This is a genomic window from Agrobacterium vitis, from assembly GCF_037039395.1.
Classification (GTDB): domain Bacteria; phylum Pseudomonadota; class Alphaproteobacteria; order Rhizobiales; family Rhizobiaceae; genus Allorhizobium; species Allorhizobium vitis_E.
Genome location: NZ_CP146242.1, coordinates 740,896 through 764,158, shown reverse-complemented (window position 1 = coordinate 764,158; position 23,263 = coordinate 740,896). Strand labels below are relative to the sequence as shown.

The window sequence follows — 23,263 nt, the reverse complement described above, 5'->3', positions numbered from 1 at the left end:
TCATCATATCCTGTTGTCGGGGGAAATGCCTGACTACACGATACGGAGGTAAAGAACAATTGCGCAGATCTGCCGAATGTTCATGGCCCAGATGTTCATGGTCCAGATGTTTAGGGCAGATCTGCGTATCCCTCGACAAATATGCCCCTTCAGCCTAATCAGAAGACATGAGCAAAGCCAAGGACGACACTATAGCCGCGAGGATTGCCCGCGTGTTGGCGCAACGCATCGTGCATGGAGAATTGCAGCCCGGCATAAGGCTGGCACAGGACCATATTGCCGAGGAATTTTCGGTAAGCCAGGTGCCGGTGCGGGAGGCGTTCCGGCGTCTGGAGGCGCAGGGACTGGTCGTCAGTCTGCCGCGCCGCGGGGTCCGGGTGGCGAGTTTCGATCTGAAACAGGTGCGCGAAGTGGCGGAAATGCGCGCCGCACTTGAAGTGCTGGCGCTGAAGCATGCCGCTCCGCATCTGACGCCCGCGCTGCTGGACGAAGCGGAAGCCGCGACCTGCGCCTGCGATCGCGCCGACAATGTCGAGGACTGGGAGGCGGCCAATCGACGCTTTCACCGGCTGATCGTTTCCACCTGCGATATGCCGCGCCTGCTGACTGCCATCGATGACCTGCATGCGGTCAGCGCCCATTTCCTGCTGGCAGGCTGGCAAAGTGGCTGGGAACGCCGTACCGATCACGACCATCGCGCCATTCTGGATGCCTTGCGGCGTAACGCCGTCGGTGAGGCGACAGCCATCCTGGAGCGGCATGTGCAGTGGATTGGCCGCGCGCCCGCGCCACGTCGCGGTGAGCCGCAGCCGGAGCGTTTTGCGATTGTCGGATAACGGTGCGTGAGCGCGCAAAAACGATCGGTAAAAACGACAAACGTGTTGGTCAGGCTGAAAAGCCCAAAGAATGAAGGATTAATGCCATGACGGTGCGGCTGCGCGGTCATCATCTGCTCTGCATGCTGACCTTTGTCGGTGAAGGCTATACTGCCGATTTTGTCGCCAATTATCGCCGCGTCGCTGCGCGGTTGACCGAGGGCGAAACCATCGAGATCGTCGATGGCCCCGATGATCTCTGTCAGCCCTTAACCCATGAGCCGGGCGCCCATTGTTTTCGCGATAGCGTGCTGGAGCGCGACCGGAAAGCCAAGGATGCCGTGGCCGAGCTTTTGTCTCGCCCGGTGGCGACCGGCACGGTCATCACCCCGGATGCCCCCCTTTTGGCACGGCTGCGGGCCGCCTTTGCCACGGGCTCAGTGCGGTCTGCCTGTCATGACTGCGAATGGTCGTCGCTCTGCGATGGCATCGCGGCTGAGGGCTATAGCGGAGCGCTGGTGAATCCGCCCGCGGCTTGATCGCCCATCTCGGGATCATCCGTCCTCAAATTACCTGGCCGTTCAGACCCGACAGGAGGCAATCTGGCTGCCGACCTGAAATTGCATGGAAATTTAAGCTCACCGTTCAGCATTTGGTAACCAAGTTCGGTAACCATAGGCACTGTTAAATATGTGCTGCGTCAGCGTAACCAGTGAGTATTCCATGGCCTCTGTTTTCCCGCTCGCCGACCTTCGTCGCTCCAACGATCCCTTCGCCTGGATGAACAGTATCATCAAGGGCGACTGTGTTGCGGCTTTGGAGGCTCTGCCGGATCAATCGGTGGATGCGATCTTTGCCGATCCTCCGTATAATCTGCAGTTGGGGGGCATGCTCCACCGGCCGGACCAGTCTGTTGTCGACGCCGTGGACGATGCATGGGACCAGTTCGCCTCTTTCGAGGCTTACGATGCCTTCACACGCGCCTGGCTGCTTGCCTGCCGGCGCGTGTTGAAGCCGCATGGCACCATCTGGGTCATTGGCTCCTATCACAATATTTTCCGGGTCGGCGCGACGCTTCAGGATCTGAATTTCTGGATTTTGAATGATATCGTCTGGCGTAAGACCAACCCGATGCCGAATTTCAAGGGTCGCCGGTTCCAGAACGCCCATGAAACGATGATCTGGGCCTCGCGCGATGCCAAGGCCAAGAGCTATACCTTCAATTACGATGCGCTGAAGGCCTCCAACGACGATGTGCAGATGCGCTCGGATTGGCTGTTCCCGATCTGCTCCGGTGGCGAGCGTCTGAAGGGCGAGGACGGCAAGAAGATCCATCCGACCCAGAAGCCGGAAGCCCTGCTGGCCCGCGTCATCCTGGCCTCGACCAAGCCCGGCGACGTGGTGCTCGACCCGTTCTTCGGTTCCGGCACGACCGGTGCCGTTGCCAAGCGTCTGGGTCGCAATTTCGTCGGCATTGAGCGTGAGCAGGACTATATCGACGCCGCTTCCGCCCGCATCGATGCGGTCGAAGCGCTGGGCAAAGTGGAACTGACGGTCTTGACCGGCAAGAAATCCGAGCCGCGCGTTGCCTTCAATACGCTTCTGGACAGTGGTCTTTTGCAGCCTGGTCAGGTGCTGACCTGCGAAAAGCGTCGCCATAGCGCCATCATTCGCGCTGATGGAACGCTGGTTTCCGGCACGGAAGCCGGTTCCATCCACCGGGTCGGCGCCCGGGTTCGTGGCCTGGATGCCTGCAATGGCTGGACCTTCTGGCACTACGAGGATGCTGGCAAACTGAAGCCAATCGACGATCTGCGCAGCCTGGTGCGCGTCAGCATGGGCAAGCTGGCGGGATAAGCTTCTCGTGCCGGGTCGGCGCAGTGTTTGCCACCGTTACGATTTCTTAATCATCGACGCCGATGCTGATTGTCTTCGTCGGTTTTTGTATTCAGTCCCGATGACGGTGACAATGCCCGGCACGGTTTCCGCGCCGGGCATTTCGGTCTTGCGTCAAGTGCGCAGGTTGTAATTTTTATGATAGGTCTAGTTTATGATATCTTCAAGTTGCAGGTGTGCAGCTAATATAAATTAGATATCTAGTTATAAGCACTTAGCGGTTATTCTCGAAGCATTAAACAGGTTCGGACAAGTCTGCGGCTTTATTTCCCGTCTTCAGCAGATGGGAGACGGGTTTTGGCGGCTTTATACAGGCAGGCACTGGAGCAATACGGGGAGGGCGCCTATGAGGCGGCCCTGACGACCGTTTCGCGCCTGTTGCAAGCCGAACGAAGCAATGCCGAGGCGCATATTCTCGCCGCCACCGTGCATGAGCGTCTCGGCAACCGGCTTGAGGCTGCCGGACTGTTTGAGCGTGTGATTGCGCTTACACCGTCGCGCAAACGCGATGTAGCCTTTCGTGCCTGCTCCCACTATCTGGAAACCGGTCGCGACGATCTCGCTCTGCGTGCGTTGCTGGCGCTGCACCGCTATATGCCTGACGATGTCGATGCCAATCATTCGATTTGCAGCCTTTACCGCGAGGCGGGCCGCTATCCGGATGCGCTGCCTTATGCGCTTAAGCTGGTGACGATTGGCCGTGATTTTGACAATTGGTTGAATGCGGGCATGGTGCTGTTGGGGGCTGGTCAGGCAGAGAAAGCCTTTATCGTGCTGAAGGCGGCCTATGCGGCCCGCCCGACGGAACGGCTGGCGCTGACGGAATTGTTCTGGTGCGCAATGAACCTCTGCGATTTCGATCTGGCCACGCGGCTACAGGGGGAGCTTGAGGCTGGCTATGCGGCGGATGGCGCGGTGCTGGACATTCGCGAAAATGTGTTCCGTGCGCTGCAATGGTCCGGCGATGAGGCTTATCATGTGTTGAGTGCGATCCGGACGGGGGAGAAGCACCGGGGCACGGTTGCACCGCGGCGGCCTTATAAAGCCCGGCCCGGGCAAAGGCTGAGGGTCGGCTATGTCTCGGCTGATTTATACCAGCATGCGACGCTCTCGCTTTTAACCGGCGTGATCGAAAACCATGATCGCGACCGTTTTGAGATTTTCGGCATTTGCCATACCGCGGCCAAGAACCGCAAGGGCATGCTGCGTCACCGTTTCCTTGAGGCCATCGATCACTATATCGACATTCTTGACTTGGATGATGATCAGGCTGCTGCCGCCATACGGCAGCTTGATCTCGACATCCTGATCGATCTCAAGGGATTTACTTTCGAGAACCGGCTGGGGATTTTCTGCCGCCGTCCGGCCCCTGTGCAGGTGGCCTATCTCGGCTTTCCAGGCAGCGTCGTCGGTGTTGGCATCGATTATGCCATTGCCGATTCGATTGTCGCCCCGCCATCATCGGACCAGTTCTATGCCGAGAAAATCTTCCGGCTGCCCAATAGCTACCAGTGCAATGACAATAACCGCGAAAAGGTGATGCGCGACGGCCCGCGCAGCCTTCACGGCCTGCCGGAACAGGGTGTGGTGTTCTGTTCTTTCAATCAAGCGGTGAAAATTCGATATCAGGTGTTCAAAACCTGGATGGAAATCCTGAAATCGGTTGATGGGTCGGTGCTTTGGCTGATTGATATGCTACCAACGACGCGAGACAATCTTCGCGCCGCAGCTGTCCGGCTAGGCGTGGCGCCGGAGAGATTGATCTTTGCGCCGAAAAAACCGCTCTCGGAGCATTTGCGCCGGATGCCTTATGCTGATATCGCCCTTGATACGGGGCCTTGTAACGGACATACGACAAGGGCGGATGCCCTTTGGGCTGGTGTGCCGGTTCTGACCTGGAAAGGCACGAATTTTGCCGGCCGCGTCAGCGAAAGTCTTTTGAGTGCCGTTGGCCTGACCGAGCTGGTCGCCAACGATCTTACCGAATTCGGCCGCCTGGCGGTCGAACTGGCGCAGGATGAGGTCCGCCAATCTCACCTGCGCCAGAACCTCCTTCAAGCCCGCGATACCGCGCCACTGTTTGATACGCCTCGCTTCACCCGCGATTTCGAAGCGGCGTTGGAAGCGATCTGCGCGGATGCCGAAAGAGCTTGATTTTAACTTTTGGTTGTCGGAAGTTCGAAGCAGGTCGTTTTCGGGAGGGACAATGAAGATCGTTACGGTAGAGCAACTGGAAGAACTCTATGGCCTGCCCAGGGAAACCTCGCTCGCCAAGGAAATCGACCATCTCAATGCGGACTATGCCGCCTTCGTCAAGGCTTCGCCCTTCATCCTGCTGGCGACCGTCGGGCCTGAAGGCACCGATTGCTCCCCCAAGGGCGACGCCCCGGGCTTCGTCGAAATCCTCGATGACCGGACGCTTGCCATTCCCGACCGCCCCGGCAACAACCGCATCGACAATTTAAAGAATATCCTCAGCGATGGCCGGGCCTCCGTGCTGTTCCTGATACCCGGCGTTGGTGAGACCCTGCGCGTCAATGGCCGCGCGACGATCAGCGCCGACCCGGACCTTCTCGCCCGCTTCGCCGTCGATGGAAAACTGCCGAAAAGCGTGATCCTTCTGGTAATTGAAAACGTCTATTTCCATTGCGCCAAATCGATCATGCGCTCAAAGCTCTGGGATGCCTCCCGCCATGTTGAGCGCTCCACCCTGCCGTCGGCTGGCCAGATGCTGAAGAACATTGTGAGCGGCTTTGATGGCGAAGCCTACGACAAGGAACTGCCCGAGCGGTCGAGGAAAAACCTGTATTGATCCTCGGTAGAATGTCCGGAACATCATGACCGCTGACCTTACCAATACGATCCTGTCGCTTTATTCGCAGGGCCTGTTCCAGGCTGCCCTTGATGAGGTGAAGGCCTTGCCGCCGAGCCTTGCCGATGATCCCAGGATGGCGATTATCGCTGGACAATGTCTCTACAAGCTCGGTCATGCCGAAGCGGCGGCGGATTATTACGTGCGGGCGGCGGAGCGTCTTGGGGGGGAAGGGGCGCAGTTGCGCAAACTGGCTTACGATCTCTATAAAAACACGGGAAACAGAGAAAAAGCCGTCGCCCTTGCCGAGCACGTCTTGCAGGATGACCCCCGCCATCTTGAAGCGGCCCTTCTACGCCGCAAACGTCTTTTCGAACTCGCAATGCTGGATGAGCTAAAGCTGGCCAACGACGCGGCCGCGCGCGCCATCGCGGCTGACGATGAATTTGCGATTTCCTGCGAAATGCCGATGGACGCCCTTTACTGGTGCGATGATGAGAGCATGCTTGCCCGCCTATCGAACCAGGAAAAATCGGCCGTCTCGCCGCAGATCAGATTGGCCCGCCGCACGAAGCCGCATGTCTATGGCGACAAAATCCGCATCGGCTATCTCTCTGGCGATTTCACCAGCAATCATGCGGTAATGGTCAACTTGCAGGGCGTCCTCGAACGTCATAATCGAAACCGGTTCGAGATCATTCTCTATTGCTATACCAAGCAGGCCAAGATCGACCGCGACAACGGATCGCGGGCTCGCATGGGGACGATCAAGCGAATTGCCGACCTCTCAACGCAGGCAGCGGGTGATCTGATCAGGAGCGATGGAATCGACATTCTCGTCGATTTGCAAGGACATACCCAGGATGCCCGGATCGATCTGGTCAATTCTGGTCTGTCGCCGATCCAGGTGGCCTGGTTGGGCTTTCCCTGCACCGGCACCGGCATTGATTGCGATTACGTCATCGGCGACCCGATCGTGACGCCGGATAGCAGCAAGCCGTTCTATCATGAGAAACTCTGCCGCCTGCCGGAGACCTATGAGCCTAATGACAATATCAATCGGCCCTTGCCGCCGCCTGCACCGAGAACGGTCCTGGGGTTGCCAGAGGACAAATTTATCTTCGCCTCGTTCAACAATATCAGGAAAATCAGCCCGCAGACCGCCGATGCCTGGCTGTCCATCTTCCGAGAGGTGCCTGACAGTGTGATGTGTCTGTTGTGCGGGCAGGAAAACGTCAGGGACAATCTGCGTGGCTATTTCACCCGGCAGGGGCTCTCGGCGGACCGGCTGATTTTCGCGCCGCCACTGGCTTATGCATCGCATCTGGCGCGTGTGCAGGCCGTCGACCTCGTGCTTGATAGCTTTCCCTATTGCGGTCACACCACCACATCCGATTGCCTCTGGGCCGGTGTACCGGTTCTGGCCCTCAAGGGTCGCAGTTTCGCATCCCGAGTTTCGGAAAGTCTTTTGTCCGCGCTCGACATCCCCGAACTCGTGGCGCCGACGGTCGAGGCCTATATTGCCCAGGCGCTGGATCTCGCCCGCAACCCGTCCCGCCTTTTGGCGCTGCGTGAGCGGATCGCCGCCAATAGGCACACCACGCCGCTGTTTGATACCGACCGCTTTACTCACCATCTCGAAGATGCCTACGAGATGATGGTGGCGCGCGCCAAGGCCGGGCTGGAGCCGGATCATATCGATGTCCCGGCAAGGCCGCCGACCGTCAGTCCCCTTGCGTTCTAATCTGATAGTCCCGGGCGATCCCTTGCGTGACCGCAAACCAGGCAGAAGCGCGGTTGCGGCTCTGATGGGCCTCGAAGGCGGCCTGATCGGCAAACACTTCCGAGACCAGGAAGCGTCCGGCCACATCAGGGCAGGGAGTGACACTGAAGGACAGACAACCGGGCTCGGCGCGTGTCAGCTCGATATGCAGCGGCAAGGCGGCTTTGACTGCCGCCAGCCGGCCCTCCGGCACATCGATATGGCCGTCCAGAAAGACTTTCGCCATCAGATCACGCCCAAAGCCTGCAAATCCGTCTTGAGCTTCTCCGGACTGACAAAATGCACCGCGTGCCAGCCAGCAGCCTTGGCACCCACCACATTGGGCAGGCTGTCATCAATGAAAATCGAATGGGCGGGATCGAGACCAAAATCGGTGGCGTGACGGTGATAAATTGCCACATCCGGCTTGATCAGGCCGATTTCGCCCGACACTGTGACGCCGCGCGGGCGGTTGAGGAAGGGAAACATCTCGCGAGCTTCCACAAAGGTGTCGGCGGCGAAATTGGTCAGCATGGTCACATCGCGGCCCTCATCAATCAGGGCATTGAAGATCTCGACGGTGCCATCATAGGCATGCGGCACCATTTCGCGCCAATGCTGGCGAAAGGCGCGGATATGCGCTTCGCGGTCGGGATGTGCGGCAATCAGCAGCGCTTCGGCATCGGCCCATGTGCGGCCCCGGTCCTGTTCGATGTTCCAGTCATGGGTGCAGACATTGTCGAAAAACCATTGCCGTTCCTTGGCATCCGGGATGATCCGGCTGAACGGTAGATTGGGGTCGTAATGGATCAGTACCTTGCCGATGTCGAAAACGATATGCCGGATCTCTGCCATGCTCTATTCCATTTATCTGGTCGCGAAGGCCTCGGGTATAGCCTGGGTGATCGCCTTTTTCATCACTGTCGGCAGCGCCTGGGCTTCAAGATTGATGAGCGGCTCCCACCATCCGTGATCGGCCCAATGGTAATCGTCAGGCCGTACCTTGACCGCATCGGCCCTAAAGATCGTCAGCCGCAGCTCGAAATGGGTAAACACATGGGTGATGACCCCGCAGGGCCGCCAATTGGCGTCCATGGGCGCGCTGGCCTCGCTGTCGTCGCCGTCGATGCGGGCCGTCCATTCGGTGGTCGGCACTTCCGTCATGCCACCCAGAAGCCCCTTATCGGCGCGCTTGCGCAGCAGGATGCGGTTGCGGTCATCAAGAGCGATGAAGGCGGCGCCAAGCCGCACCGGCTTTGCCTTTTTCGCCGCCTTGACAGGAAAATGCTCGGGGTCATGGGCTTTCAGCGCCAGACAGTGGGTGTTGAACGGACAGAGCGCACAGGCAGGCCGCTTCGGTGTACAGATGGTGGCGCCCAGATCCATCATGCCTTGCGCGAAATCGCCGGGCCGATCCTTGGGTGTCAGCGCCGTGACCAGCAGTTTTATGGCCGGTTTGGCGCCGGGCAGGGGATCGGAGATCGCGTATAGCCTCGAAATTACCCGCTCGACATTGCCGTCCATCACTGCCGCCTGCCGGTTAAACGCAATGGCGGCAATGGCGGCTGAAGTATAATCGCCGATGCCGGGCAGCGATTGCAGGCCGTCCTGGGTGTCGGGAAAGACGCCGCCATGCAGATTGGCGACAGCCTCGGCGCATTTTTTCAGGTTGCGGGCGCGGGCGTAATAGCCCAGACCCGCCCAGGCCGCCATCACGTCCTCGGTCGGGGCGGCAGCCAGATCGGTGACTTTCGGCCAGCGCGCCAGAAATTTCAGGAAATAGGGTTTGACCGCCTGTACCGTGGTCTGTTGCAGCATCACTTCCGAAAGCCAGATGTGGTAGGGGTCGGGCGTGACACCGCGCGCTGCCATCGGCGGCGAAACCCGCCAGGGCAGGTCGCGGTGATGGCGGTCATACCAGGCGAGAAGGTCGTCAGTGCTGGGTCCGTCTTCGGGGGGGATTTCTTCGGCAGGTTTTCGGGTTTTCATGCTCATACTATATATATGGTAGCGAATCACGGCGCATATCAAGCGTTCCGGATTGCAATGACGAGGCACCATCCAGCTATGGCCTTCAAAAAACGCGGCGCTGCCCAGATTTCGGAACTGGCCAACGGTATCATCGATCCGGTGATTGCGCGGCGTGCCGGCATTTCGACAGCGCTGCTGTCGTCCTGGGAGGAGATTGCCGGGGCCGATTTTGCCGATTGCACAAGGCCCGAGAAAATCGTCTGGCCAAGGCGCGACTATGCCGGTCAGGATTCAGCCCAGAAATCCGGCCAGAAATCGAGTGCGCCTGCCGGTCAATCCGGCGGGTATAAGGCGGGCGTGCTGACCATTGCCTGCGAAGGCGCACGCGCGCTGTTTCTCAACCATGCGCAGGGCGAGCTGATTGCCCGTATCAACGGATTTTTCGGCTATCCGGCCATCGGCCAGATCCGCATCGTGCAAAAACCGGTGTCGAATACCGCCAGGCACCGGCGCGGGCCGGGTCGGCTGGATGCGGTGCAGGCGAAAAAGCTCTCGGAAATGACGGAGGGGATTGAAAGCGACAATCTCAAAAAGGCGGTCGAGCGGCTGGGCCGGGCGGTCTTGTCGCAAAAAAAGCCGAAATGACAGCTTTGTAATTTGAATTGGCACGCCAAAACCCTCACATACAGTCTGAACCGTGCTGTGGGGCGGTGGTGTGCCTGTCTCGTGACAACTCAGTCTTGCGAGCGATGTCTTGTCAGTGTGTGAGAGACAGGTATAACCGGGCACAGCTTTACAGCACGATCGTTACTCTATGCGGGTGAAATAATGTCGAATTCAGAACTGATCCTGACCAAGCGCCATCTTCTGGCCGGTATTGCCACGGCGGCCACGGGCCTTGCTGTCTCGGGTATGGTGAGCCCGGCCTTTGCCGCCGCCGAAATGCCCAAGCCCGACCATGATGTCGATATGGCTGAAGTGATGAAACCCGGCGCCCTGCCGGACATGGCGCTTGGCAAGCCCGATGCACCGGTCAAGATCGTTGAATATTTCTCGATGACCTGCCCGCATTGCGCCCATTTCCACGCCACGACCTTCGATACGATCAAGGAAAAATACATCGATACCGGCAAGGTCTATTTCGTCTTCCGCGAGTTTCCTTTCGACCCCGCCGCCACCGCCGCTTTCATGCTGGCGCGTTGCGCCCCGAAGGATCAATATTATCCTTTCATCACCATGTTCCTGAAGCAGCAGCGCTCCTGGGCAGCGCCTGACAATGGCGATGTGCGCGGCGCCATGCTGCAAATGTCGAAAATGGCCGGTTTCACACAGGAAAGCTTCCAGGCTTGCTTGACGAACACCAAGCTTGCCGGTGATGTAACCGCAGAGCGGGACCGCGGCGCCAAGCAATTCGGCGTCAACGCAACCCCGACCTTCCTGATCAACGGCAAAAGCTATTCTGGAGATATGTCGGTTGAATCCATGTCGGCGCTCATCGACAGCCTTCTCTGACACTGCGCATCCGATCAAGGCGGGCGGTGGCGAAAGCCATGCGCCCGTTTTTTTGTGGCCGGTGTCAGGGTTGATCTATGCAGACCGACCTGCGGCTATTGCGTTACGAAATTCATCAGTATTGGGCTTCGCCCCCCTCTTGCCTCTGCCGCCACCTTCTCCCCGCCGGGGAGAAGAGTCAGGAGCCGCAGCGTCTCGGGTCTCCTCTCCCCAGCGGGGAGAGGTCCGCCGAGCGCAGCGGAGGCGGGGTGAGGGGGAGCCACACGGTCTTCCTTTTGACTGTTCCTTTCAAAAACCTTCCCAATCTGGCAGACAATACGCTTCAGAGGCTGCTGCTCCTGAGGATCTCTTTGTTGGGATAGGCCCATGAAGTTCACCAAGCTTCGGGTTGTCGGCTTCAAATCCTTCGTCGAACCGACCGAATTCATCATCGAGCGCGGATTGACCGGGGTTGTCGGGCCGAACGGCTGCGGCAAGTCCAATCTGGTCGAGGCGCTGCGCTGGGTGATGGGGGAAAACTCCTATAAGAACATGCGCGCTTCCGGCATGGACGACGTGATCTTTTCCGGCTCCGGCAATCGCCCCGCCCGCAATTCGGCAGAGGTTGGGCTTTATCTCGACAATTCCGACCGCACCGCGCCCGCCGCTTTCAATGACAGCGACGAAATCCAGGTCAGCCGCCGTATCGAGCGGGAAAACGGTTCGGTCTATCGCATCAATGGCAAGGAAGCCCGCGCCAAGGATGTGCAATTGCTGTTTGCCGATGCCTCGACCGGGGCGCGTTCACCGTCGATGGTTGGCCAGGGGCGGATTGGCGAGCTGATCCAGGCCAAGCCGCAGGCACGCCGGCAATTGCTGGAAGAGGCCGCCGGAATTTCCGGCCTGCATTCGCGCCGCCATGAGGCGGAACTGCGGTTGCGCGCCGCCGAAACCAATCTGGAGCGGCTGGAGGATATTGTCGCCCAGCTGGAAAGCCAGATCGAGAGCCTGAAACGCCAAGCCCGTCAGGCCAATCGCTTCAAGATGCTGTCCGCCGATATCCGCGCCCGCGATGCCATGCTGCTGCACATCCGCTGGACGGAAGCGCGGCAGGCCGAGGCCGAGGCGGAAGCCTCGCTCAACGAGACGACCTCGCTGGTGGCCGAACGGGCGCAGGAGCAGATGGAGGCGGCCAAGGCGCAAGCCATTGCCAGCCTGCAATTGCCGGAATTGCGTGACGAAGAGGTCAAGGCCGCAGCCTCCCTGCAACGCTTGCAGATTGCCCGCAGCCAGCTGGAGGAAGATGCCGGACGGCTGTTCAAACGTCGTGACGAACTAACCCGGCGGCTGTTGCAGCTGGAAGAAGATATTGCCCGCGAGCAGCGGCTGGTCGATGACAATGCCGAAATTCTCGAGCGGCTCGCGGCCGAGGAAGCCGAACTGGAAGAGGTGCTGACGGAAAGCGGCCAGGAGGCCGACGATCTGCGCATCGCGCTTGAAGACGCTTCCGCCAGTCTTGCCGACAGCGAAGCCCGCTTTGCCGCTGCCACCGCCGAACGCGCCGAGGCGGCAGCCGGGCGCAACCAGTTGGAACGGGCGCTACGCGACCTCGCTGACAAGCGCTTGCGGCTGGAGCGTCAGGCCGAAGAGGCAGGCCGCGAACTGGACGCGGTGGCGCAAAAGCTCGCTGCCCTGCCGGACCCGGAGGAAAAGCGCGAGGCGTTGGAAGCCGGTGAATATGCCGTGGAAGAGGCCGAAACTACGGTGGCGCAAGCGGAAGAGGCTTTAAGCGCCGCACGCCGGGCCGAGGCGCTGGCCCGTGGCCCGGTGGAGGCTGCGCGCTCCGTATTGGCGGCGCTGGAAACCGAGGCGAAAACCATTGCCAAAATGTTGGCCGCTTCGGCCAGCGCCGGAGAATTTTCGCCGGTGGCCGACGCACTGACGGTGGAGCGCGGCTTTGAAACCGCGCTGGGTGCCGCCCTTGGCGACGATCTGGAAAGCCCGCTCGATGCGCGTGCGCCTGCCCATTGGGCCATGCCCGGGCCTGATAGTGATGACCCGGCTTTGCCCGCTGGCATCGTCGCTCTCGCCACGCATGTGTCGGCGCCGCAAGCTTTGCTGCGCAGGCTGAAACAGATCGGCATCACCGATGCGGCCACCGCCCAACGCCTGCAACCGGACCTGAAACCCGGCCAGCGGCTGGTGACGCGGGAGGGGGCCGTCTATCGTTGGGATGGCCATGTCACAGGCTCTGAAGCGCCGAGTGCGGCGGCCCTTCGCCTTGCCCAGAAGAACCGTTTGAAGGCGTTGGAAGAAGAGGTTGACGAGGCTCGTATCGGGCTGGAAGACGCTGAAGAACAATTGACGGCAGCGCGCGAGACGGTGATGTCGAGCGAAGCGCGTCTTGCGGACGTGCGTGAGCGCCAACGGTTAATTCTGCGCCAACTCTCTGAAGCCCGCGAGGCGTTGAGCGCTGCCGAGCGTGCTAGCGGCGATCTGCTGCGCCGCCGCGCCGTGGTGGAAGAGGCGGTAAACGGTCTTCGCGCCCAGATCGAAGAGGCCGAAAGCCTAGCGGAAGAAGCGCAGATTGCCCTTGCCGATCAGGCTGACCTGACGGCGCTGGACGACCAATTGCGGCAATTGCAGATGGAGGTCGCCACCGGTCGCGGTCTGGTGGCCGAAGCCCGTGCCCGCCATGAAGGGTTTGCCCGCGAAAACGACCAGCGCCAGCGCCGGATCATGGCAATCCGTCAGGAGCGGCAAAGCTGGGCGCAGCGTGCGGCAAGTGCCGCTCAGCATATCGCCACGCTGAGGGAACGCGAGGCGGAAGCCCGCGACGAAATGGCCGAGCTGGAAGCCGCCCCCGACGAATTCGATGAAAAGCGCCGGTTGCTGATGGGCGAGTTGGACAAGGCTGAAGCCGCCCGGCGCGCCGCTGCCGACCGGCTGGTGGAGGCGGAGGCCCGCCAGCGTCAGGCCGATCAGGTCGCTGCTAGCGCCTTGTCGGCGCTGGCTGAGGCGCGTGAGCGGCGGGGCCGGGCGGAAGAACGGTTGCTGTCTGGACGCGAGCGGCGCAAGGATGCCGAGGCCCGCATTCAGGAAGCGCTCAATGTCGGCCCGCATGAGGCCTTCCGCCTGACCGGGCTGAAACCCGATGACGCGATCCCTGACCTGCGCGAAGTCGAGCGCGATCTGGACCGGCTGAAAATCGAGCGCGAACGGCTGGGCGCCGTCAATCTGCGCGCCGATGAAGAACAGAAGGAATTGTCCGACAAGCTCGCAGCCCTGATCAAGGAGCGCGACGACGTGATCGACGCGATCCGCAAGCTGCGTGGGGCGATCCAGAGCCTGAACCGTGAGGGCCGGGAACGGCTGGTGGCGGCTTTCGACGTGGTCAATGCGCAGTTCCAGCGGCTGTTCACCCACTTGTTCAACGGTGGCACGGCGGAATTGCAGCTGATTGAAAGTGACGATCCGCTGGATGCCGGCCTCGAAATCCTCGCCCGCCCGCCCGGCAAGAAGCCGCAGACCATGACGCTGCTATCGGGCGGCGAACAGGCTCTAACCGCGATGGCGCTGATTTTCGCGGTCTTCCTCACCAATCCCGCGCCGATCTGCGTGCTGGACGAGGTCGATGCGCCACTCGACGACCACAATGTCGAGCGCTATTGCAACCTGATGGACGAAATGGCGGCCTCCACGCAAACCCGTTTCGTGATCATCACCCACAATCCGATCACCATGGCCCGCATGAACCGCCTGTTCGGCGTCACCATGGCCGAACAGGGCGTCTCGCAACTGGTGTCGGTGGACTTGCAGACGGCGGAGCAATTGCGCGAGGCTGTGTGACCGTCTTCGACGGCTCTTGTTTTTATATCTTTAAATATATATTTTTGGATGATTGATGATATACATCGTGCGGTTCCATTCCGACTTCATTCCTGAGTGGAAGGCACTAGGCTTCGGTTTGAAGGGCTGGGGTTTGAAGGAATTGGTTGGCGAATTGTTGGACCATCTCGAAGACGATAGCCCGTTTTTGGGTCGTCCTGAGGTGGGTACACTTTCTGGTTCGGATCATGCCAATATGAAAGAGATCAGGACCAAGCTCAATGAGCACTGATTGGAAGACGTTACGCGCTGAACTCCCCGACGATGTTCGTGTTCGGCTTGACGCAAAACGTCAAGAGCGTCGTCTGGGTAAGGCTTTGGCGGAGGTGCGCAAGGCCATGCATGCTACGCAGCAGGAGGTCGCATCAGGAGCCGCCATGACGCAGAATACCGTTTCGAAAATGGAAAATGCTGATGATGTGCTGATATCGTCGATCGTTCGCTACATGCATTCCATCGGGGGCGGTGTCGAAATCGTTTTGAAAATGCCCGATGGCAAGGCCAAACGGGTTGATTTCGACCCGGACATTTATGTGAAGCAGACTGCGTGATGGGCTGGCCTTGCCCAATTGGCGTTACCGGCGGGCGAGGCCAGATATTTGACAGGAGATTTGCATGGCCCGCTGGATACTGCTGCTGACCGCTCTTGCCTGCCTTTTTGCGATTCCGGCAGCAGCCGAAAATCTTTCCGGCAATTTCCTTGCGCAGACCGTGAAAACCTCCAAGCCGCATCGTGATGCGCTGACGGGGCTGGTGCGCGGTCGTCAGGGCATCCCGCTTTGGGTACTGAACATGGTCCGCAAGGATGATTATATCGGGCTCGCTTCCGTCGAAATGCCCGTTGACGCCAAGCCCATGCAGTTATTCTACGCCTGCCAGCCAAAACGCTGCGAGCAAAGCGCCGTTCGTGTGCTGTTTTCCGCCGATGGCAAGCATGCGGTGATGCTTATTCAGGACCAGGCGGAAGGCGAGATCTTTCTCGGCGCGCCAAGCGAGGCGGAAAAGACCGCCTTGGCGCGTGCTCCCGGTTGATGGTCTGAGAGGCTGCAATCCTTTGTATTTAAATAGAAAATAGAGGTCTCGCTTTGATCGGAGAGATTTTCGCCTCTCCAGCAAGCCACGATTGCTAAATGCCAATTCCAATAGTATGCTCAACATACTTTACGGCATCTTGCCGCGCAGATGGCGCGGTCAGGATGGCTGAGGGATTATCCAAAAGGTCTGACCGGGCGCGAGGAGGCGAGCGGTTGAACCGTTATCGGCATCAATGGGAGGCATTATGCTGTCGACAACATCGCGACCGGGCTCGTCCCGGATCATTTTTCTGGTTTTTCTGGCGGCGATGATTGAAGGTTTCGACCTTCAGGCTGCGGGCGTGGCGGCGCCGAAACTGGCGCCGGTCTTCGGGCTGACACCCGCCCAGATGGGACTATTCTTTTCCTCGGCGACATTTGGCCTGATCTTTGGCGCCGTTTCCGGCGGCATGATCTCCGACCGGTTCGGACGCCGTTTGGGTCTTAGCCTGGCGCTTTTCATCTTCGGGATCTTCTCGCTCGCTACGGCAGCAGTCACATCCGTGGAAGGGTTGATCGCCATGCGCTTTCTCACCGGCGTCGGCCTGGGCGGAGCGTTGCCGAACCTGGTGGCCATAGCTGTCGAATCGACCACGCCGGAGCGTCGCGGTCGGGCCGTGTCGATCATGTATGCCGGTATTCCGTTTGGTGGGGCGATTGCCAGCGTGGTGGCCATGGCCGGCCTGCATGATGACTGGCGCACCATTTTCATTGCCGGCGGCATCATGCCGATGCTGCTCGTGCTGCCACTGTTTATGATGCTGCCGCAGCTCAAGGTTGAAAAGTCGGAAAAGACCAGGAAGGAAGGCGCCTGGCGTCAGGTGTTCTCCGCCGATACGGCGCTGCGCAGCATCCTGCTCTGGACGGGTTTCTTCTTCGGCATCATGGTGCTCTATCTTCTGCTCAACTGGTTGCCGACGCTTCTCGTCACGCGCGGGCTGGATCGCCAGCAGGCCGGCCTTATCCAGGTGATCTTCAATATTGCCGGGGCCGTGGGCGGTTTGACGGGCGGTTGGTTCCTTGACGGGAAACGCAAGGTCCTCAACGGCTCGCTCTGCTTCCTTCTCCTGGTCGCGTCTCTCGTGCTGCTCGGATTGGCACCGGCCAATTTTGCCGCCAATGCCATCGCTGGCGCCTTGATCGGGGTGAGCGTCATGGCGGCCCAGTCGCTGCTCTACGGCATTGCGCCGCAATGCTACGCGCCTGATGTTCGCGGTACCGGCGTGGGACTTGCCGTTGCCGTCGGACGTTTCGGTTCGGTGGTCGGGCCGCTGTTTGCCGGTGGTTTGATTGCCGCTGGACGCTCGCCGACCGAGGTATTGATGGCGATCGTGCCGGTGGCTGTTATCGCCGGTATCGCAACCGTTCTGCTATTGTCGCGGCTGCGCGACCTGCCGCAGGATAGCACCGCGAAGGGTGTGCCGGGCCATGCAACGCCCTCCATGGTCAAGCCTTGACCGTCTGCGGATCTTGCTTGGGAAGCGGTCCGGCATTCTGGTTGTAAAACGTCAATTACCGATGGTTTCGCCGGGATAAACGCCCCACACCAGGCCCTGCCGGACAAAGCCGGAAGGGCCACCTCGTTCTACCGAGACTGAACACCAATGCCCGTCGCAGTCGCGGATTTTTAGCCGTACCCGTGGCTGGAGTTGGGCGGTGACGGCAGCCGTGGCAAGGGGGCGGTCGCGCAGCATGACGAGATCGCCTTTCGAGCCGCGCCAGGGGGCGACAAGACCGGTGCGCGCCCCGCTGAGCATGACAGCGGACATCCAGCCGCTGGTGCCGTCGCTATCGCGAACCTGTCGCCAATTGTCGTATTCCTCGATGATTTCCACCGGCAGGCCCCGGGCCTCGTAGATAAAGCGAACCGGGTAATCGGTAGAAGGGCCAGCCCGCATTCGCACCCTGTCGGCCTTTAGCGAAGCAAAGCGCGGCAGCGGATAGCCGGTAACGCGACCCTTCTGCCGCAGCATCGGCATGGCCGCAGCCGTGCCGGGCGCAAGCAGGCTTGCCGCCCCGATCAACGGGGTCAGCAGCAGCATGGGCAACAGGGCGCGGCGGTTCACACGGGGAGCCACCGAAAATGACGGACCGTATTCAGCTTTCGAATGACTTAAGGCATTGATGCATTTGAGATCGTCGAAATCTGTTGACGGCGAGGATGCGTCGTCATCGCGGAGCCTTTGTGTGAAACCACCTTTGGTGGTCAGGGTGCATTTTTCAGGCATTGTCGGTTTTGGACATGTCAGCGGCAGGCCTGGGCCTGTTTCAGCGCCGCCGAAACGCCCTGGAGCGAATAGGTATAGGTCGTGTGGGTGCCACGCTTCGAGGTGGTCTTCACGGTCATCCGGCGGCCTTGCTTCATGGCGGCAATCACCTTTGCGTCCTCTGCTTCCAGCCGGGTCCAGCCGACATTGGCTTTCGGCACCATCTGGAACGTCTTGTCATCGACGTTCACGTCGATGGTCGAGCCCTGAGCGACGTCGTAGCCCATCACGGCCTGGGGGTAATAATTGACGCCGCCGGTTTTTTTCGGGGCGATCAGGAAGAAATTCTTGCCATGGTCGATGCCAACAGGATCTTCCTTTGAAGGCACGGACAGCACGTAGCAAACGGTCTTGCCGCCATCCTTATAGGAAAACAGCCCCCAGTGATCGAACTGCTTGACCATCCGAGGTGCTGCCGATGCAAAGCTCGCCGAAAACCCAAGAATGGCAAGCATTAATGCAACGGTTTGTAGTGATGACATATCTGGCAATCTCCTTTGGTTGAGTGAGTAGCGGTTTGTTCTCTACCCCAATCAGCCGGCCATGAGGTTACCGAGACGTTAATTTCTCTTCACAATTGGTTGAGCCAATTTGCGACATTCCGTCGCAAATTATTGAAATATCAATGGGTTGACAAAGAAAATCGCCCCCGAAACAGGGGTTGGCCTCTTTCCGGTTCCAGCCGTTCCACAATACCGCACCGAGCCTCGCCGCGTTGATCTTTAGCGCGGGATGCCGCAATTATGCTGCAATGCGGGATACGATTGATATTATGAGATTTTCAACGGAACGCGAATGCGCTAAGTCTTTTGAGGGATACAAGCATCGGACCGAAAAGTGGGAACCGGTTTTCGGGTCATCCGATGCGGAGATACAAGCATCGGACCGAAAAGTGGGAACCGGTTTTCGGGTCATCCGATGCGAAAACAAGAACAGTCGGGCGGAGAAAGAAAACGACCATGGGGAAGTGGGTCTACAGCTTCGGCGCCGGCAAGGCTGAGGGCGGCGCTGGCGATGTTGAACATTTGGGCGGCAAAGGGGCCAATCTCGCCGAAATGGCGGGTCTTGGCCTGCCCGTGCCGCCGGGTTTGACGATTGTCACGGATGCCTGCACGCATTTCTACGCCCATGGCCGCAGTCTGGCTGATGACATGAAGGCAGAGGTGCTGGCCGGTATCGACCTGATCGAAGCCGAGACCGGACGCACGTTCGGCAATGCCAAAAATCCCCTGCTTTTGTCGGTGCGCTCCGGTGCGCGCACTTCTATGCCCGGCATGATGGATACGGTGCTCAATCTCGGCCTGAACGACGAGACGGTGGTCGGCCTTGCCCATCGCGCCGGAGACGCCCGCTTTGCCTGGGACAGTTACCGCCGCTTCATCCAGATGTATGGCGACGTCGTTCTGGGGCTGGATCATGAAGTTTTCGAGGAAATTCTTGAGCATGAGAAGGGCCGGTTTGGCCATGAACTCGATACTGAACTGAGCGCCGATGAATGGCAGCATGTGACTGACCTCTACAAGCAATTGATCGAGGATGAGCTGGGCGAACCCTTTCCGCAAGATCCTGAGGTTCAGCTCTGGGGGGCGGTGGCAGCGGTGTTTGCCAGCTGGATGAATGCCCGCGCCATTACCTATCGTCAGCTGCACAATATTCCCGGCCATTGGGGCACGGCGGTCAATATCCAGGCCATGGTGTTTGGCAATCTTGGCTCCAGTTCGGCCACCGGGGTGGCGTTTACCCGCAACCCGTCGACGGGCGAAAACCAGCTTTACGGCGAGTTTCTGGTCAATGCCCAGGGCGAGGACGTGGTGGCGGGCATCCGCACCCCGCAATCCTTGAGTGAACGGGCGCGGCTGGAAAGCGGCTCCGACAAGCCGTCGATGGAAAAGCTGATGCCCAAGGCCTTTGCCGAGTTCACGGCGGTCTGCGCGCAGCTTGAAACCCATTACCGTGACATGCAGGATGTGGAATTCACCATCGAGCGCGGCAAGTTGTGGATGTTGCAGACCCGGTCCGGCAAGCGCACCACCAAGGCGGCGATGAAGATTGCTGTCGATATGGTGGCGGAAGGGCTGATCGATGAGGACGAAGCGGTGTCGCGCATCGAGCCGGCGTCGCTGGACCAGCTTTTGCACCCCACCATCGATCCGCGGGTGGCACGTGATGTGATCGGCTCCGGCCTGCCGGCGTCGCCGGGGGCGGCAACCGGTGAAATCGTCTTTACCGCCGAAGATGCTGTCAGCGCCAAGGAAGAAGGCCGCAAGGTTATTCTGGTGCGCATGGAAACCAGCCCGGAAGACATTCACGGCATGCATGCCGCCGAAGCGATCCTGACCACCCGTGGCGGCATGACCAGCCATGCGGCGGTGGTGGCACGCGGCATGGGCATTCCCTGCGTGGCCGGTGCGGGCAGCATGCGGGTCGATATCCGCAATGGCGTGTTGCTGGGCGTCGGTGTCAAGCTGAAGAAGGGCGATATCATCACCATCGACGGTTCTTCCGGCCAGGTGCTGAAGGGAGCGGTGCCGATGCTGCAACCGGAATTGTCGGGGGATTTTGCCCAGCTGATGCAATGGGCCGACCGCACGCGCCGCATGACGGTGCGCACCAATGCCGATACGCCGGGCGATGCCCGCGCCGCCCGGTCCTTCGGAGCGGAAGGTATCGGCCTTTGCCGCACCGAACATATGTTTTTCGAAGGCGAGCGCATCCATGTGATGCGCGAAATGATCCTGGCCGAGGACGAGGCCGGACGGCGCGCCGCGCTGGACAAGCTGTTGCCGATGCAACGCTCGGATTTTACCGAGCTGTTCACCATCATGCATGGTCTGCCGGTGACGATCCGCCTGCTCGATCCGCCGCTGCATGAATTCCTGCCGAAAACCGTCAAGGAAATCGCCGAGGTGGCGGTGGCGATGGGCATGGAGCCGCGCGCACTGGCGCAGCGGGTCGAGGCTTTGCACGAGTTTAACCCCATGCTCGGCCATCGCGGCTGCCGGTTGGCGATTTCCTATCCTGAAATCGCCGAAATGCAGGCGCGGGCGATTTTCGAGGCCGCCGTTGCCGCAGGGCTGGAGACCGGCGCGCCGGTCGTGCCTGAAATCATGGTGCCGCTGGTCGGGCTGCGCTCCGAGCTGGATTATGTGAAGGGGGTGATAGACCGCATCGCCTCCGAAGTGATGCGCGAAGGCAAGCTGGAAATCTCCTATCTGGTCGGTACGATGATCGAGCTGCCGCGTGCCGCCATTCGCGCCCATGTGATTGCCGAGGCTGCCGAGTTTTTCTCCTTCGGCACCAATGACCTGACCCAGACCACATTCGGCATGTCACGTGACGACGCCGCCGCCTTCATTCCGACCTATCAGCGCAAGGGGATTATCGAGCGCGATCCATTCATCTCGCTGGATTTCGACGGGGTCGGGGAGTTGATCCGCATGGCCGCCGAGCGCGGTCGCCAGACCCGGCCCGATATGAAGCTCGGCATTTGCGGCGAACATGGCGGCGACCCGGCCTCCATCCATTTCTGCGAGGATGTCGGGCTGGATTACGTCTCCTGCTCACCCTTCCGGGTGCCGATCGCCCGGCTGTCCGCGGCCCAGGCCAGCATCAAGCAACGGCGTCTCATGGCGAAAGAAGTTTGAACCTAACGGATGATTATTCGTCGTTTCGGCACAAAATGCCCTATTGAGTTGCATTTTATCAATTAGATTTCGGCTTTCTTTCAAACGGTTTTATAAAACATCTTTCCAACAAGGATTGAAGATCGGGGCTGGTGTCCCGGCCGCTTCAGCACATGGTTGGGTAAAATGCGCCTTAGAGAGCTGCTTTTAAAATTCGCCGCCGACCGGCATGGCAATTTTGCCATCATGTCGGCCATTCTGATGATGCCGCTGCTTCTGGCGGTCGGTGCGGCGGTGGACTACAGTTCGGCGCGGGATCATCGCAACGATATTCAGGTGACCGCCGATTCGGCTATCCTGGCGGCGGCATCGAGCTATTCCTCGTCTTCCGGCGTCGATGCCCTGGCGTCGGGGATCGACAGCTATCTCGAGTCCAAATTGGCGGATCAGGGTTCCAATGATGTCGACACCGCTGCTGTCCCCAAGCGGTTGAGCGGGCCGACCCTGTCGGCGGATGGCAAGGAAATCTGCATTGTCGTCGGTGAGGGCGTGCCAACCAGTTTCATGCAGCTTGCTGGCGTCAGGACCGTAGAGGTCTCCGCCAAATCCTGCGCGGCACTGCCGGGCAATATTGATCTTGAAGTGTCCCTGGTGCTCGACGTCTCCAGCTCGATGATCGAGGAAGGCCGCTTTGTGCCAATGCAGACGGCAGTGAAGAGCTTTCTGACCTCCTTTGCCAATGACGCCACGGTCGCCAAGCGCAGCAAGATCGCCATCGCGCCGTTTTCCAGCCGCTTCAACATAGGCCTCACCCATAAGGACTGGCTGAAAGCCTATGGCGGCAATGCTGCCGTACCCAGCCGTTGGACCGATCCCAAGTCCTATTACTCGTCCTCAAGCTATAGTTTCACGCAGTGGATCGATAATGTGACGCCGCTCGCCTATACGTCGAAAAATTACTATTGGATCGGCTGCGTCGAGCCGCGCGCCGACGTGGAAATGAAAGACAATGGCGCCATCGGCACCAATGGCCTGAGCGATGTTCCACCCAGCACCGAGGCCTTCGTGGCGCAGGATTCCAACACCGGCTCTTCCACCAGTTTCTGCCCGCCGCCCATCGTTCCCCTGACATCGAGCTTCAGCACGTTGCAAAGCGCTATCGCGGACATGACGTCAGAAGGCTCCACCCGGCTCGACGCCGGAATGCTGGCCGGCTGGTACACGTTGTCGCCCAAATGGCGCTCGGCATGGGGTGGTGGGACCGCGCCCGCCGACTATTCCGAAAAGGTCAAAAAGGTCATCGTCTTCATGACCGATGGCGAGATGAATGTGAAATTTGGACCGAGTGACACCGACAAGCTGGACTGGATCTGCGATAAAAACCGCACGAAATCCTGCAACGACACCGCCACCAACGCGCTGTTGACCACGTGCGACTCGATCAAATCCAGCAATATCGAGATTTACGCGATCTCCTACAGTTCGGAGGCCGATGTCAAAAATTTGCAGACCTGCTCCAGCGGCACCAAATATTACTTCAGCGCCTCCACCACCAATATCAAGGATGTCTATACGGCGATCTCCAAGAATATCATTGGCAGTACGGTGCGGCTGACGCAGTGAACCGGACGGCTGCTGCATAATTCCTTGAATCGGAATCGATTC

At 59.6% G+C, this 23,263-nt stretch carries 20 protein-coding genes; 15 read left to right on the top strand and 5 right to left on the bottom strand.

The window, feature by feature from the left end; translation table 11 throughout:
• The first annotated feature begins 167 nt into the window (after nucleotides 1-167).
• From V6582_RS06245 to V6582_RS06220, 6 genes are all read left to right on the top strand, one after another.
• On the top strand, nucleotides 168-836 hold the full coding sequence (locus V6582_RS06245) for a GntR family transcriptional regulator (protein ID WP_060719065.1): 669 nt from the start codon (nucleotides 168-170) through the stop codon (nucleotides 834-836).
• 86 nt (nucleotides 837-922) lie between these two features.
• On the top strand, nucleotides 923-1,354 hold the full coding sequence (locus V6582_RS06240; protein ID WP_156631678.1) for a DUF1284 domain-containing protein: 432 nt from the start codon (nucleotides 923-925) through the stop codon (nucleotides 1,352-1,354).
• A 184-nt stretch (nucleotides 1,355-1,538) separates the two neighbouring features.
• Nucleotides 1,539-2,672: a site-specific DNA-methyltransferase gene (locus tag V6582_RS06235; RefSeq protein WP_156631677.1), complete on the top strand. Its 1,134-nt coding sequence runs from the start codon at nucleotides 1,539-1,541 to the stop codon at nucleotides 2,670-2,672.
• A 336-nt stretch (nucleotides 2,673-3,008) separates the two neighbouring features.
• Nucleotides 3,009-4,865 (top strand): glycosyltransferase family 41 protein, encoded by a 1,857-nt coding sequence (locus V6582_RS06230; protein WP_156631676.1) that lies wholly within the window; start codon nucleotides 3,009-3,011, stop codon nucleotides 4,863-4,865.
• 52 nt (nucleotides 4,866-4,917) lie between these two features.
• Complete coding sequence (locus tag V6582_RS06225) at nucleotides 4,918-5,523, top strand: pyridoxamine 5'-phosphate oxidase family protein (protein WP_156631675.1); 606 nt, start codon at nucleotides 4,918-4,920, stop codon at nucleotides 5,521-5,523.
• 25 nt (nucleotides 5,524-5,548) lie between these two features.
• Nucleotides 5,549-7,267, top strand: a complete 1,719-nt coding sequence (locus V6582_RS06220) for a glycosyltransferase family 41 protein (RefSeq protein ID WP_156631674.1) — start codon at nucleotides 5,549-5,551, stop codon at nucleotides 7,265-7,267.
• On the opposite strand, the gene V6582_RS06215 is transcribed toward V6582_RS06220, so the two are convergent.
• Genes V6582_RS06215 through mutY form a run of 3 tightly spaced genes read right to left on the bottom strand, consistent with a single transcriptional unit; the run spans nucleotide 7,248 to nucleotide 9,274 of the window.
• Nucleotides 7,248-7,532 carry a putative quinol monooxygenase gene (locus tag V6582_RS06215; RefSeq protein WP_156631673.1) on the bottom strand — a complete coding sequence of 95 codons (285 nt, stop codon included), beginning with the start codon at nucleotides 7,530-7,532 and terminating at the stop codon, nucleotides 7,248-7,250. The two genes, V6582_RS06220 and V6582_RS06215, sit on opposite strands and share 20 nt — an antisense overlap.
• Entirely contained in the window at nucleotides 7,532-8,140 is a 609-nt protein-coding gene (locus V6582_RS06210; protein WP_156631672.1) for an HAD family hydrolase, read from the bottom strand. Before V6582_RS06210 ends, V6582_RS06215 begins: the two co-directional genes overlap by 1 nt.
• A gap of 12 nt (nucleotides 8,141-8,152) precedes the next feature.
• Nucleotides 8,153-9,274, bottom strand: a complete 1,122-nt coding sequence (gene mutY / locus V6582_RS06205) for an A/G-specific adenine glycosylase (protein ID WP_156631671.1) — start codon at nucleotides 9,272-9,274, stop codon at nucleotides 8,153-8,155.
• A gap of 78 nt (nucleotides 9,275-9,352) precedes the next feature.
• Between mutY and V6582_RS06200 the strand changes: the two genes are divergently transcribed.
• The 7 genes from V6582_RS06200 (at nucleotide 9,353) to mhpT (ending at nucleotide 17,165) form a co-directional block, all read left to right on the top strand.
• The gene (locus tag V6582_RS06200) at nucleotides 9,353-9,901 is read left to right on the top strand and encodes a DUF721 domain-containing protein (RefSeq protein ID WP_156631670.1); all 549 of its coding nucleotides are present in this window, start codon (nucleotides 9,353-9,355) and stop codon (nucleotides 9,899-9,901) included.
• A 183-nt stretch (nucleotides 9,902-10,084) separates the two neighbouring features.
• A complete protein-coding gene (locus V6582_RS06195; protein ID WP_156631669.1) occupies nucleotides 10,085-10,768 on the top strand; it encodes a DsbA family protein in 684 nt (227 codons plus the stop codon).
• Nucleotides 10,769-11,134: 366 nt separating this feature from the next.
• Nucleotides 11,135-14,596 (top strand): chromosome segregation SMC family protein, encoded by a 3,462-nt coding sequence (locus V6582_RS06190; protein WP_156631668.1) that lies wholly within the window; start codon nucleotides 11,135-11,137, stop codon nucleotides 14,594-14,596.
• A 55-nt stretch (nucleotides 14,597-14,651) separates the two neighbouring features.
• Nucleotides 14,652-14,867: a hypothetical protein gene (locus tag V6582_RS06185; protein WP_234889656.1), complete on the top strand. Its 216-nt coding sequence runs from the start codon at nucleotides 14,652-14,654 to the stop codon at nucleotides 14,865-14,867.
• Complete coding sequence (locus V6582_RS06180) at nucleotides 14,857-15,186, top strand: XRE family transcriptional regulator (protein WP_156631667.1); 330 nt, start codon at nucleotides 14,857-14,859, stop codon at nucleotides 15,184-15,186. The genes V6582_RS06185 and V6582_RS06180 overlap by 11 nt, the downstream gene beginning before the upstream one ends.
• Nucleotides 15,187-15,250: 64 nt before the next feature.
• Entirely contained in the window at nucleotides 15,251-15,667 is a 417-nt protein-coding gene (locus V6582_RS06175; protein WP_156631666.1) for an Ivy family c-type lysozyme inhibitor, read from the top strand.
• 247 nt (nucleotides 15,668-15,914) lie between these two features.
• A complete protein-coding gene (gene mhpT / locus V6582_RS06170) occupies nucleotides 15,915-17,165 on the top strand; it encodes a 3-(3-hydroxy-phenyl)propionate transporter MhpT (RefSeq protein ID WP_234889655.1) in 1,251 nt (416 codons plus the stop codon).
• A 51-nt stretch (nucleotides 17,166-17,216) separates the two neighbouring features.
• Here the strand turns inward: mhpT and V6582_RS06165 are convergent, their stop codons facing one another.
• Both V6582_RS06165 and V6582_RS06160 read right to left on the bottom strand, forming a co-directional pair.
• Nucleotides 17,217-17,936, bottom strand: a complete 720-nt coding sequence (locus tag V6582_RS06165) for an SH3 domain-containing protein (protein WP_234889654.1) — start codon at nucleotides 17,934-17,936, stop codon at nucleotides 17,217-17,219.
• 17 nt (nucleotides 17,937-17,953) lie between these two features.
• Nucleotides 17,954-18,457, bottom strand: a complete 504-nt coding sequence (locus V6582_RS06160; RefSeq protein WP_156631664.1) for an invasion associated locus B family protein — start codon at nucleotides 18,455-18,457, stop codon at nucleotides 17,954-17,956.
• A gap of 477 nt (nucleotides 18,458-18,934) precedes the next feature.
• On the opposite strand from V6582_RS06160, the gene ppdK reads away from it, so the two are divergent.
• Nucleotides 18,935-21,619: a pyruvate, phosphate dikinase gene (ppdK, locus tag V6582_RS06155; RefSeq protein ID WP_156631663.1), complete on the top strand. Its 2,685-nt coding sequence runs from the start codon at nucleotides 18,935-18,937 to the stop codon at nucleotides 21,617-21,619.
• Between the two features lie 165 nt (nucleotides 21,620-21,784).
• A complete protein-coding gene (locus V6582_RS06150) occupies nucleotides 21,785-23,221 on the top strand; it encodes a pilus assembly protein TadG-related protein (RefSeq protein WP_156631662.1) in 1,437 nt (478 codons plus the stop codon).
• The last annotated feature ends 42 nt before the right edge of the window (nucleotides 23,222-23,263 follow it).

What these genes read in the sequence shown, in the direction of transcription:
- V6582_RS06200 (WP_156631670.1), top strand. Translation starts at nt 9,353, where the DNA reads ATGGCCTTCAAAAAACGCGGCGCTGCCCAGATTTCGGAACTGGCCAAC.
- V6582_RS06225 (WP_156631675.1), top strand. Translation starts at nt 4,918, where the DNA reads ATGAAGATCGTTACGGTAGAGCAACTGGAAGAACTCTATGGCCTGCCC.
- V6582_RS06150 (WP_156631662.1), top strand. Translation starts at nt 21,785, where the DNA reads ATGCGCCTTAGAGAGCTGCTTTTAAAATTCGCCGCCGACCGGCATGGC.
- V6582_RS06215 (WP_156631673.1), bottom strand. Translation starts at nt 7,532, where the DNA reads ATGGCGAAAGTCTTTCTGGACGGCCATATCGATGTGCCGGAGGGCCGG.
- V6582_RS06240 (WP_156631678.1), top strand. Translation starts at nt 923, where the DNA reads ATGACGGTGCGGCTGCGCGGTCATCATCTGCTCTGCATGCTGACCTTT.
- V6582_RS06165 (WP_234889654.1), bottom strand. Translation starts at nt 17,936, where the DNA reads ATGCCTGAAAAATGCACCCTGACCACCAAAGGTGGTTTCACACAAAGG.
- V6582_RS06190 (WP_156631668.1), top strand. Translation starts at nt 11,135, where the DNA reads ATGAAGTTCACCAAGCTTCGGGTTGTCGGCTTCAAATCCTTCGTCGAA.
- V6582_RS06185 (WP_234889656.1), top strand. Translation starts at nt 14,652, where the DNA reads ATGATATACATCGTGCGGTTCCATTCCGACTTCATTCCTGAGTGGAAG.
- V6582_RS06235 (WP_156631677.1), top strand. Translation starts at nt 1,539, where the DNA reads ATGGCCTCTGTTTTCCCGCTCGCCGACCTTCGTCGCTCCAACGATCCC.
- V6582_RS06195 (WP_156631669.1), top strand. Translation starts at nt 10,085, where the DNA reads ATGTCGAATTCAGAACTGATCCTGACCAAGCGCCATCTTCTGGCCGGT.
- mhpT (WP_234889655.1), top strand. Translation starts at nt 15,915, where the DNA reads ATGCTGTCGACAACATCGCGACCGGGCTCGTCCCGGATCATTTTTCTG.
- V6582_RS06180 (WP_156631667.1), top strand. Translation starts at nt 14,857, where the DNA reads ATGAGCACTGATTGGAAGACGTTACGCGCTGAACTCCCCGACGATGTT.
- ppdK (WP_156631663.1), top strand. Translation starts at nt 18,935, where the DNA reads ATGGGGAAGTGGGTCTACAGCTTCGGCGCCGGCAAGGCTGAGGGCGGC.
- V6582_RS06220 (WP_156631674.1), top strand. Translation starts at nt 5,549, where the DNA reads ATGACCGCTGACCTTACCAATACGATCCTGTCGCTTTATTCGCAGGGC.
- V6582_RS06245 (WP_060719065.1), top strand. Translation starts at nt 168, where the DNA reads ATGAGCAAAGCCAAGGACGACACTATAGCCGCGAGGATTGCCCGCGTG.
- V6582_RS06160 (WP_156631664.1), bottom strand. Translation starts at nt 18,457, where the DNA reads ATGTCATCACTACAAACCGTTGCATTAATGCTTGCCATTCTTGGGTTT.
- mutY (WP_156631671.1), bottom strand. Translation starts at nt 9,274, where the DNA reads ATGAAAACCCGAAAACCTGCCGAAGAAATCCCCCCCGAAGACGGACCC.
- V6582_RS06175 (WP_156631666.1), top strand. Translation starts at nt 15,251, where the DNA reads ATGGCCCGCTGGATACTGCTGCTGACCGCTCTTGCCTGCCTTTTTGCG.
- V6582_RS06210 (WP_156631672.1), bottom strand. Translation starts at nt 8,140, where the DNA reads ATGGCAGAGATCCGGCATATCGTTTTCGACATCGGCAAGGTACTGATC.